The 10,140-nt window shown below is 69.9% G+C and carries 8 protein-coding genes; 4 read left to right on the forward strand and 4 right to left on the reverse strand.

Going from position 1 to position 10,140, the window contains the following annotated elements; genetic code table 11:
• Positions 1-166: 166 nt before the first annotated feature.
• The 4 genes from ABZ260_RS37890 to soxR all read right to left on the reverse strand — a co-directional run bounded on the left by ABZ260_RS37890 (position 167) and on the right by soxR (position 5,432).
• The gene (locus ABZ260_RS37890) at positions 167-541 is read right to left on the reverse strand and encodes a hypothetical protein (protein ID WP_355555418.1); all 375 of its coding nucleotides are present in this window, start codon (positions 539-541) and stop codon (positions 167-169) included.
• A 219-nt stretch (positions 542-760) separates the two neighbouring features.
• Entirely contained in the window at positions 761-1,318 is a 558-nt protein-coding gene (locus ABZ260_RS37895) for a TIGR02611 family protein (protein WP_355627125.1), read from the reverse strand.
• 462 nt (positions 1,319-1,780) lie between these two features.
• Positions 1,781-4,723: a cellulose binding domain-containing protein gene (locus ABZ260_RS37900; protein WP_355627127.1), complete on the reverse strand. Its 2,943-nt coding sequence runs from the start codon at positions 4,721-4,723 to the stop codon at positions 1,781-1,783.
• A 232-nt stretch (positions 4,724-4,955) separates the two neighbouring features.
• Positions 4,956-5,432: a redox-sensitive transcriptional activator SoxR gene (gene soxR, locus ABZ260_RS37905; protein ID WP_355627129.1), complete on the reverse strand. Its 477-nt coding sequence runs from the start codon at positions 5,430-5,432 to the stop codon at positions 4,956-4,958.
• Between the two features lie 134 nt (positions 5,433-5,566).
• Here soxR and ABZ260_RS37910 point away from each other — a divergent pair, with 134 nt between their 5' ends.
• From ABZ260_RS37910 to ABZ260_RS37925, 4 genes are all read left to right on the forward strand, one after another.
• Positions 5,567-6,388 (forward strand): patatin-like phospholipase family protein, encoded by an 822-nt coding sequence (locus ABZ260_RS37910; protein WP_355627131.1) that lies wholly within the window; start codon positions 5,567-5,569, stop codon positions 6,386-6,388.
• A 7-nt stretch (positions 6,389-6,395) separates the two neighbouring features.
• The gene (locus ABZ260_RS37915; RefSeq protein ID WP_355627133.1) at positions 6,396-6,974 is read left to right on the forward strand and encodes an AAA family ATPase; all 579 of its coding nucleotides are present in this window, start codon (positions 6,396-6,398) and stop codon (positions 6,972-6,974) included.
• 405 nt (positions 6,975-7,379) lie between these two features.
• On the forward strand, positions 7,380-8,339 hold the full coding sequence (locus ABZ260_RS37920) for a LysR family transcriptional regulator (protein ID WP_355627135.1): 960 nt from the start codon (positions 7,380-7,382) through the stop codon (positions 8,337-8,339).
• 85 nt (positions 8,340-8,424) lie between these two features.
• Positions 8,425-9,927, forward strand: coding sequence for a S1 family peptidase (locus ABZ260_RS37925; protein WP_355627137.1), 1,503 nt, complete (start codon positions 8,425-8,427; stop codon positions 9,925-9,927).
• Positions 9,928-10,140 lie beyond the last annotated feature (213 nt).

A 10,140-nucleotide genomic window follows, 5' to 3' on the forward strand; every position in this document is an offset into this window, starting at 1 on the left:
GGGGTCGCGAGGAACGAGCGACCCCTCTCGACGAGGGAAGGAGCCGGATAAGAGCGGCCTCACCGCGACGCGTTAGCGTCGCAATCAACACGGGGCCGAACCGCGACGCGCCAGCGTCGCAATCAGTACAGCGTCGCAATCAATACAGCGTCGCAATCAATACCGGTTAGAAGTAGCCGGTGCCCGTGATGGCGGCCGTCGTGTCACCCATGTTCTTCACCCGGTAGCGGATGCACTGGGCGGGCTGGGGGGCGCTGGCGGCGACGTACGCGGCGTGGTCGTTGGCGGCGATCGGCACCGACCCGATGTACCGGCCGCGGCAGTTGCCGACCTTGACCTTGACGGGCACGCTGTTGTTGTCCAGCTTGACCAGCACGTTTCCGTTGTACTGGCGCCCGGGGACGAGCTCGGGCGTGAGGAACACCTCCTCGCCTGGCTGCACCCTCGCGGACAGGTTGACATCATCGGCGTGGGCGGGGGTGCCGGTCAGGGCGACGGCTCCGGCGGCCGCCAGGACCAACATCGAGGACAGGGCGCGCATCGAACGTCACTCTCCTTATTCGTCTCTGCCGATCCGTCCCTGCGGATCGGACGTGGAGACACTACGGAGAGTCACATCCAGGGATGATAACGAGGTGACCGAGTCCGGGTAAAACTCCTGGGAGTACGGCTCTGCCTCCCGTACGTACCGCGTCATTGCCACTCAGAGCGGCGGCCCTTGCCGTCACCGAAGAGGGCGCCGCCTCGCGTTGGAGGCGGGCTATCGGGTGAGGAGCTTCTGGGCCTCGACGATCAGGTCGAGGTTGAGGCTGAGCTTGAGGCCGTAGTAGACGATGGCGGTGGCGGTCACCGCGGCGACGAGGACGACCAGGACCTTGACGCTCCAGCCCTGGCGGCCCAGCCAGGCCGTCCAGGCCGACAGGGTCCGCTTGCCGAACTCCAGCAGCCGGTGTGCCCAGTGGAACTCGGTGGCCAGCACCGCCAGCCCCGCGAAGACGACCAGCCAGCCGGGGCCGGGGAAGGGCACCATGATGAGACCGCCGATGACCAGCACCGCGCCGATGGCACCGATGACGATCTTCAGGGTGAGACGTCCGGTGCGACTGGACCTGATCCCGTCGAGCCAGCCGTGGATACCGGACCGCTCGGCGGCCTCATCCTTCAGCACGTCGGCGTCACCGGTCTCGCGGACCTCACTCCGACCGCCACGGGCCTCGCTCCGCCTGTCAACGATCTCGTTCGGAGCGTCGGTGGCGCCGGTTTCCGACGGGCGCCCCGTCTCGTCCTGAGGGCTGCACACCCCGTCTGAGACCGCCATACTCTCCCCCGGACAATCGGTTTCCTTCACAATAGGGTCTGCCGAGCGGCCCGGCCGCCGTTGACGCCTTACATCATCCTTAAGGCTGAGGCCATGGGGTTCTCCAAGCGGAGGCCGCGAGACCCCGCCTGCGGCTCGGCCGCGATATCCGGCCCCCCTCGTTCAGCCGGATATACCCGCGAACAACGTATAGGACGACAGGTAGCACTTACGCCGTGAATCGCCCAGCGGAGCGGCGGAAGCGGAACGGCCCCGCCCGCGCCCGTTCGGGGCGTGGGCGGGGCCGTACGGACTCCCGGTGCCCCGTGGTTCTTCACGGGGCACCGGAAGCGCCGGTGCGTCCGACGGCCTGGACCCCCCGGCCTCGGCGACGGGTCGCACCGGCAGGTCTCCCTTACCGGTCGCCCCTCCGGGGTGACCAGGCCGTCAGGAAAGCACCGTTCGGGGGCGCGGAAAGCGCCGTCAGGGGGCGGTGCAGGTGACGTTGGAGGGAACGCCGTTGGTACCGGTCCAGGAGGCGCCGAAGCCGAACGACGTGGCGGCTCCGGCGGCCAGGACGCCGTTCCAGCTCGCGTTCTTCACGGTGACGTCGGCGCCGGTCTGGGTGTGCACGCCGCTCCAGAGCTGGGTGATCGTCTGACCGTTCGGGAACGACCACTTGACGGTCCAGCCGGTGGTCGCCGAGGTGCCGGTGTTCTTTACGGTCACCTCGCCCTGGAAGCCGCCGGGCCAGGAGTTGGACACCGTGTAGGTCGCGGTGCAGCCGCCGCCGACCGGCCCGGTGAGGGTCCTGAAGGTCACCGGGTCGGAGGCGGTGGAGCTGTTCCCCGCGGCGTCCCGGGCGATCACGTAGAAGGTGTACGAGGTGTCGGAGGTCAGCCCGGTCAGCGCGAACGACGCCGAGACCGACGACCCCACCTTGACATCCGTCGCCCCCGCCTCACGGTAGACGTCATAACCGCTCACCCCGACGGCGTCCGTCGAAGCCGTCCAGGACAGCGTCGCACCCGAGGAGGTGATCGCCGAGGCGACCGGAGTACCCGGCTTGGTCGGCGGAACGGTGTCGACCGGCGGGACGACCCCGCCGTTGTCGGCGTACAGGATGCCGCGGCCGTTGGTGCCGAGGTAGACGCGGCCGTAGACGCGCGGGTCGCCGGTGATCGCCTCGCCCGCGTTGCCGTACTGGTGCTGGTCGTCGTTGATCCTGACCCAGCTCGCGCCGGCGTCGTCGGAGCGGAACACGCCGTTGACGCCGCCGACCGTGGCGACCGCGTACAGCGCCTGGTAGCCGGAGGCGGTGGCGGACTTGCCGAAGCCGATGTTGACGGCGCTCGTGACATTGGAGAGCTTGGTGAACGACGTGCCGCCGTTGGTGGAGTGCCAGATGCCCGAGCTGGTCGTCGACCCCCCGGCCAGCCAGATGTCGCCCTCGCGGCCGGGTACCACCTTGAACTTGACGTTCCCCTCGGTGGGCAGCCCGGTCGCGGCGGTGGCCGCGAAGGAGGCGCCGCCGTTGGTGCTGGCGTAGAACTTTCCGGCGCTGAAGCCGTAGAACCTGTTGGAGTTCACCCGGTCGGACTCGACCACGGCATTGGTCGGGAGCCCGGTGGAGGCGGTCCACGAGTTGCCGTAGCCGACCGAGTAGTGCACGCCCACGTCCTTGGGCGCCCAGACGAACCTGGACCCGTTGGCCGCGGCCGCGATCGTGCCGCCCTCGTTGATCCCGCTCGGCTCGGTGCCCTGGAACCAGTTGGCGCCGCCATCGGTGGAGAACGCGGCGTGGCTGTCGTTCGGCCGGTCGGAGTCGGTGAAGTTGCCCGCGCGAACCATGATCGACGGGTTGGTCTCGGCGTAGTCGAGGCTGGTCGTCGAGGTGAAGTTGGGCGAGGTGAACATCATGGGCGGTACGGCGTCGAGGTTGGTGTGGCGGAAGCCGCCGATGTCGCCGAGACCGCTGACCAGCGGAGCTCCCGAGGGCGGGCTGATCAGGTCGAGGACCGCGGTCTCCTCAAGTCCCTTCACCATCGGCTTGATGGTGAACTGGCCGCCGGTGTCCCACTTCTTCAGGTCCTCGGTGCCGTAGAGCGTGGCGCCGGTGCCGTACATCATGCGGTTGCCGTCGAACGGGTCGATCTCCAGCGATTCGGTCATCCAGCCGAGCTTGGGCGTCGTCTCCGGCGGCTGCGGGTTGGCCCCGAAGGTGAGCCACGGCGAGGAGGAGACGTCCATCGTGTAGCGGAAGCTACGGTTCGGGTAGGAGGTGAAGTCCCAGATGCGGGTCCAGGTCGCCCCGGAGTCGGTGGAGCGGAAGAAGATGACGTCCGGCCACCAGGAGATCTGGGTGGCGACCATGATCGTGCCGGGGTTCTGCCGGTCGATGGTGAGGCCGCTGTAGCCGAAGTAGTCGTCGGCCGAACTGGAGGGGACCGGGCTGATCTGGGTCCAGGCGCCGGTGGTCGTGTTGAGCTTCCACACGTCGCCCTTGGCGCCGTCGTACGGGCCGCCGGTGTCGCTGGTGGCGATGTAGAGCGTGTGGTTGACGTGGTCGAGCACGCCCTTGTGCGCGATGTAGCCGGTGGGCTGGCCGGCCACCCTGGTCCAGGTGGTCCCGCCGTCGGCGGAGCTGTAGACGGTGTTCGCCTTGTCCGCGACGCCGACGTAGATCTTCTGCGTGGTGTTGCCAGCGGTCGCCGAGGACGGGTCGAAGGTCACCCAGACCACGCCGGGACGGTGGCTGAGGTAGCCGTTGGGGTCGGAGGGGTCGGCGGCGTAGTTGCCCGCGTTGGGGAAGGAGGCGACCTTGGCCCAGGTCACGCCCTTGTCGGTGCTGCGCCACAGGCCGTTGCCGTCGGGCGCGCCGAGGTAGACGATGCTGTTCCTGTTGGGGTCGACGGCCAGCCGCTCACCCATGCCCCGGCCGGGCATGTTGCCGCCGAGCTTGAACGGCAGCGCCGTGGCCTGCCAGGTCGCGCCCTTGTCGGCGGAGCGCAGGATGGCGCCGTTGTTGGGATCCCAGCTGTTGGTGTACATACCGGCGGCTACGTAGACCCGGTTGGTCTCCACCGGGTCGGTGGCCAGGCTGACCACGCCGTTGTAGCCCCACTTGTCCCAGCCCACCCAGTCGAGCAGCGGAGTCCAGGTCCTGCTCGCCTGCTCCCAGCGGTAGGCGCCGCCGATGTCGGTGCGGGCGTAGATCAGGTTCTTCTCCTTCTGGTTGAACACGATCCCCGGCACGAACCCGCCACCGTCGATCCTGACGTTCTTCCAGGTGTACGTCTCGGCGGCGGCAGCGGCGGCAGCGGTCCCGGACGCGGACGCCGGAGCGACCCCGCCCGCGACGGCCACGCCGACCGACGCGCACGCCACCGCCGCGGCGGTGAGCATGCTGAACAGCCTTCTTCGCATGTACGGCTTCCCTTCGCAATGCAACGGACAAACCGCCATGCACGATCAGGTGACGGGACCCTGACCTTCGACCGCCCATGATGCGCGTGCATGAACGCCCAGAGGTTCACATGCCGGACCCCGCGCCGTCAATAGTTTGAACAGACAACTAACAAACCGGTGCCCGGCCGCAGCGTGCCGCGCGGGGAGGCGCGGTGTACGCGGGCGTCCCGCACGTGGCGCCTTCCAGGACCTAGTCCGGATCACAGTCGGCGGCGCACTCCCGGCGGGAAGCGATCATCAGCCGCGAACCCGGCCCTCTCGCCGCGGCCACGTCGTCGGGGTTGGCCAGCGCACAGCGGTCCAGCGAGAGGCAGCCGCAGGCTATGCACTCGGTCAGCCCGTGCCGGAGACGTTCGAGCTGCCTGATGCGGTCGTCGAGCTCGTCCTGCCATATCCCCGAGAGCCTCGCCCAGTCCTCCCTGGTGGGGGTCCGCTCGTCGGGGAGCGCGGACAGCGCCTCCTGGATCGTCCGAAGCGGGATCCCGACCCGCTGGGAGACCCGGATGAAGGCGATCCTGCGCAGCGTGTCGCGGGAGAAGCGGCGCTGGTTGCCCGCGGTGCGGCGGCTGCGGATCAGGCCCTTGGACTCGTAGAAGTGCAGGGCCGAGACGGCGACCCCGCTGCGCGAGGAGAGCTGGCCGACGGTTATCTCCGGATTGTTGGGCATGCGGCAGTCTACCTTGACCTCAACCAACATTGAGGTTGTCGGGTGGCGCGCCGTTCACGGGAGCTCGCCCGGCCCGGAGCATCGAGATGTCTCCCCCTCGGCCGCAGAGGGATGTTCGGGTAAGAATAGGCCGCATGACGAGAACACTGGTGCTGGGTGGCGGAGGCGTGGCGGGCATCGCCTGGGAGGCGGGGATCGTCACGGGTCTTCGCAAGGCGGGACTGGAGCTGGGAGCGGCCGGCCTGGTGGTCGGCACCTCGGCCGGCTCGGTGGTCGGGACGCTGATCGCCACCGAGGTCGACCTGGAGAGCTCGGTCGGCGTCCAGGCGGACACCGAGACCGCGACCGTCTCCGCGATGGACATGGAGGCGGTCATGGCCGCCTTCGGCGTGCTGTACGACCCGTCCCTGGAACCGCAGGAGGCCCGGCGCAGGGTCGGCGAGCTGGCCCTGGCCGTGCGGGACACCGGCGCCAGGATCGAGACGATCGGCGACCGGCTGCCCGTCAAGGAGTGGCCGGAGCGCCGCCTGCTGATCACCGCGGTCGACGCGGCGACCGGCGAGTTCGTGGTCTGGGAACGCGACTCGGGGGTGCCGCTGGTGTCGGCGGTCGCCTCCAGCTGCGCGGTCCCCTGCGTGTTCCCGCCGGTGGAGATCGGCGGGCGCCGCTACATGGACGGCGGGGTGCGCTCGGCGACCAACGCCGACCTGGCGGCGGGCAGCTCGGCCGTGGTCATCCTGGAACCGCTGGCGCACGTCTCACCGAGGGCGCGCTTCGAGGCCGAGCTGGCCGAACTGGGGGACGCGGCGGTCGCGCACATCGTCCCCGACGAGGCCTCGGTCGCCGTGTTCGGCGCCAACGTCCTCGACCCGGCCCTGTGGCGCCCCGCCTTCCAGGCCGGCCTCGCCCAGGCGCCCGCCGTCGCGGAGCGCGTGGCCAGGGCCTGGAAGGACTGAGAACGACGTGGGCGCGGGCGGGGCGGCGGCGCTCTGGGTGGTGAGCGGGCCCCCGGGAGCGGGGAAGTCGACGGTCGCGGCGGCGCTGCTGGCGCTGCTCGACCCGCCTCCCGCGCTGCTCGACAAGGACACCGTCTACGGCGGCTTCGTCGCCGCCACCCTCCGCGCCCACGGCCGCGACGACGGGGAGCGCGAAGGCCCCTGGTATGACGAACACATCAAGCGGTACGAGTACGACGGGCTGACCGAGGTCGCCCGGCAGATCCGCTCGCACGGCTGCCCGGTGATGCTGGAAGGCCCCTTCACCACCCAGGTACACGACGCGGCGGTGTGGGAGCGCTGGGTCGGGCGGCTGGGCGGGCCGCCCGTACACCTCCTCTGGGTCCGCTCGGACGGCGCGGCGCTGCGCTCCCGGCTGGAGGCCAGAGGGCTCGCCAGGGACGCGGGCAAGCTCGGCCGCTTCGAGGACTACCTGCGGGCCATCAGGGTGGACGAACCACCCGTCGTGCCGCACGACGAGATCGACAACCGTCCTGGGGCACCCTCCCTGACGGCGCAGCTGGAGAGGATCATCGCCTCCGGGTAGGCCGCCCGCCGTGGCGTCCCCGCGCCCTGACCGGCCTGCCCTCGGACCGGGACACCTGTTCACCGCCGGGAATCTCCCTGGCGACGGTCGAGGCCGTCGGCTCGGGGGGCGCCTCCGCCTCTCGCGTCCGTACGGGAATCCCGGACGCCGGATATCGGCGTGCCCGGCGTCCGAAACGAAGGTGAAACCCGAATCGCGGGAATCTCGGATGCCGGACACCGGCGCCGGCTCTCGACCATGGGAATCGGGATCTTCCGGATTCGGCCCCGGCAGGCGTCAACGGTCACCCCAAGCCGCCCCGTATTTCCGGACCAGAACCCTATTTGGAACGATTCGACAAAATTGAGTCATATTTCATGACAAGTTTGCATTGCAGGCATAACGTAGCGGCCTTACGTTCCCGGTATGGATCTCGAGCTCCGACATCTCAAGATCGTGCGCGCGGTGGCACAGGCCGGTAGCGTCACCAAGGCCGCCACCCACCTCGGACTGGCCCAACCCGCACTGACGGCACAGCTCAAACGGATAGAGCGGGTTCTCGGGGGAGCTCTTTTCGAACGCGATCACAACGGCGCGCGGCCCACGCCCCTGGGGGAGCTGGTCCTGTCACGCGCGATGGTGCTTCTGCCCGCGGCCCGCGAACTCCAGGAGGAGGCGCTTCGATTCGCCAACGCGAACGCCGACGTCCCCAGCTACCGGCTGGGCGCCACCAACGGCCCGATACTCGGCGGCCTGATGGACCGCCTCGCCACCGCCTGGCCGTCCACTCCCGTGAGCACCCACACCTCCTGGTCCGCCAAGGAGCTCACCACCATGGTGATGCTGGGCCGGATCGACTTCGCGTTCATCGGCGCCTGCGGGGAGAGCCCACCACCGGTGGAGGGACCGGTGGTCTGGTCGACCGTGGGCACCGACCCGGTCTTCGTACTGCTCAACGAGGACCATCCGCTGGTCGACAGGAAGGAGGTGGAGCTGGCCGAGCTGGCCGACGAGCAGTGGACCGTCACCCCCGGCGACAGCTGCTTCGGCGACTGCTTCGCCACGGCCTGCGCCCGCGCCGGCTTCACCCCCAAGACCATCTACGAGACCGACGTGGCCACCTGCATGCACCTGGCCAAGGTCGGCCGCGCCGCCGCGCTCTGCCAGGCGACCTTCCAGCCCGCCGAGGGGTTGAAGCTGGTGCCGATCGCCGGTGCCCCGCTGCGCTGGCGGCAGCTGTTCGGCTGGCACCCGGAGGCGGCCACCGCCGGAGCCGCCACGGCGATCTTCGAACACGCGAAGGCCGCGCACTCCGACGCGGTCGGGCGGAGCAGACGATATGCCGCGTGGCTGATCGAGAACCCCGGGTTGGGCACCTCTCCATAACGTGACGGTAGGGGACATTTGGTAGAGGCGCGCCTCATGTGCACACCGTTACCTTGACGGCACCCCCCACATGAGGAGAGAACCCATGCTCCGCAGAAGTGCCGTGACAGCGGGCTTCGCGCTCGCTGTCGCCATGGTGGCCACCCCCGCCATCGCCCACCAGGGACCCGGCGAGACCGCCGCCGCCCCCTACACCCTCGCCGAGGCCCGGACACTGGTGGAGGCCACTGCCAAGCCGGCTCCGGGCCTGGTCGACGCCATCCGGCGCGACCTCGGCGGCACCAGCGAGCAGGCCTCGGCCCGACTGATCAACGAGGCCGCCGCCGCCAAGGTCGAGCCCGCCCTCCGCGGGCAGCTCGGCACCTCCTTCGCCGGAGCCTGGGTGACCGGCCCCACCTCCAATCTCGTGATCGCCACCAGCGACTCCACCAGGATCGCCTCGCTCGCCAGGTCGGGCGCGGAGGTCAAGCTCTTCAAGAACTCCCTGGCCACGCTCGACACGGCCAAGGAGCGGCTCGACCAGCTCGTGGCCTCCGCGCCGAAGTCGATCCCGTCCTGGTACGTCGACGTACGGAGCAACAGCGTCGTCGTGCTGGCCGGTGACGTCGCCGAGGCGCAGGCGTTCGTGGACGGCAGCGGCGTGGACAAGTCGCTCGTCCGCGTCGAGGCCTCGCAGGAGAGGCCCAAGCCGCTCTACGACGTCCGCGGCGGCGACGCCTTCTACATGGGCGGCCGCTGCTCGGTCGGCTTCTCGGTCACCCGCGGCGGCCAGGGCGGCTTCGCCACCGCCGGCCACTGCGGCACGGCCGGCACCGCCACCCAGGGCTACAACCAGGTCGCCCAGGGCACCTTCCAGGGCTCGTCCTTCCCCGGCAACGACTACGCGTGGGTCGCGGTCAACTCCAACTGGACCCCCACCGGCGTGGTGAACGGCTACAGCGCGGGCATCCTTCCGGTGGCCGGCTCCACCCAGCAGGTCGTGGGCAGCTCCATCTGCCGCTCCGGCTCCACCACCCAGTACCGCTGCGGCACCATCAGCCAGCACAACACGAGCGTCACCTACCCCGAGGGCACCATCACCGGCCTGACCCGCACCACCGTGTGCGCCGAGCCCGGCGACTCCGGCGGCTCCTACATCTCCGGCACCCAGGCCCAGGGCGTCACCTCCGGCGGCTCGGGCAACTGCACCGTCGGCGGCACCACCTACCACCAGCCGATCAACGAGATCCTCTCGGCGTACGGGCTCACCCTGGTGACCAACGGGACCCCGCCGCCCACCGGGTGCAGCGGTTACCAGAGCACCTACACCGGCTCGCTGACGTCCAACGCCAACGCCTACCAGCCCGGCACCGCCGGCTACAGCGCCGCCGCGGGCGTCCACCGCGTCTGCCTGGACGGGCCCAACGGCACCGACTACGACGCCTACCTGCAGAAGCTGAGCGGTTCCACCTGGACGACCGTGGCCAGCGGGACCTCCCCCAACCCCGATGAGGCCTTCACCTACAGCGGCACCGCGGGCACCTACCGCGTACGGGTGCACGCCTACAGCGGCTCCGGCTCCTACACCCTCGGCCTGACCAGGCCGTAAAGGCCTGCCCGGCCGGACTCGATCGAGTCCGGCCGGGAACACACCGGACACGCGAGCCCCGGCGATCACACATCCCGAGCGGACCCCGGGGAGGTGTCCCGGCCGCCCTCCCCGCCACCGCCGAGCCCGGCGATCACCGCGGTGAACATGGCCAGCAGCAGTCCCGGGAAGGCGACCAGCGCGTTCACCATGCCGTTGACCAGGCGCGCGGCG

It is taken from the genome of Streptosporangium sp. NPDC006013 (genome assembly GCF_040614275.1).
Taxonomy (GTDB): domain Bacteria; phylum Actinomycetota; class Actinomycetes; order Streptosporangiales; family Streptosporangiaceae; genus Streptosporangium.